Source organism: Brevibacterium samyangense, from assembly GCF_039529845.1.
In the GTDB taxonomy this organism is placed as follows: Bacteria; Actinomycetota; Actinomycetes; order Actinomycetales; family Brevibacteriaceae; genus Brevibacterium; species Brevibacterium samyangense.
Map to the genome: position 1 here is coordinate 113,948 of NZ_BAAANO010000013.1, position 608 is coordinate 114,555.

The following is a 608-nucleotide window of genomic DNA, read 5'->3' on the forward strand; positions in this document are numbered from 1 at the left end:
CGGGTGCCGCGGCGGCGGGCGAATGACGGGCGCGTGGTTCGGTTGCTCATATCTGACCTGCAGTTCGTAGCGGGGGAAGTCGGGCTGCGGGTGGTCCTTCCGTCAGTCCACTCTACGGAGCGTCGGGGCCCGAGTCGGGCAGAACACTCCCTTCCGGCGTGTCGGTCCGGACCCGGTGTCGACTATCGTGGAGGGGTGAGTACAGCAATCGAACTCGTCGAGGAATGGCTGACCCTGCCCGACATCGCGGAGAACACGGGTCTGGGGATCTCCAAGGTCCGTCGTATGGTCGAGGACCGGGCGATCGTGGGCTTCAAGCACGGGGATCCCGTCGTCTACCGCGTTCCCGCGCTCTTCATCGACGGGGATGCCGCCGTCAAGCACCTGCGCGGCACGCTCGTGCTGCTGCAGGACGCGGGCTTCTCGGACGAGGAGGCCATCGCCTGGCTCTTCACGCCCGACGACTCCCTGCCGGGCCGCCCCATCGACCTGCTGCGGGCGAACAACCGCGGTGAGGTCCGGAGGAGGGCCCAGGCACTCGCGTTCTGAGGGAACCGGGCCCTCCGACGGACGGGGGCCCACGCGGCGGAACGAACGACACAACCGAA

The 608-nt window shown here is 68.4% G+C and carries 1 protein-coding gene; it reads left to right on the forward strand.

Annotation, left to right across the window (positions count from 1 at the left end):
- Positions 1-195: 195 nt before the first annotated feature.
- On the forward strand, positions 196-549 hold the full coding sequence (locus ABD172_RS07305; protein ID WP_344308316.1) for an Rv2175c family DNA-binding protein: 354 nt from the start codon (positions 196-198) through the stop codon (positions 547-549).
- Positions 550-608 lie beyond the last annotated feature (59 nt).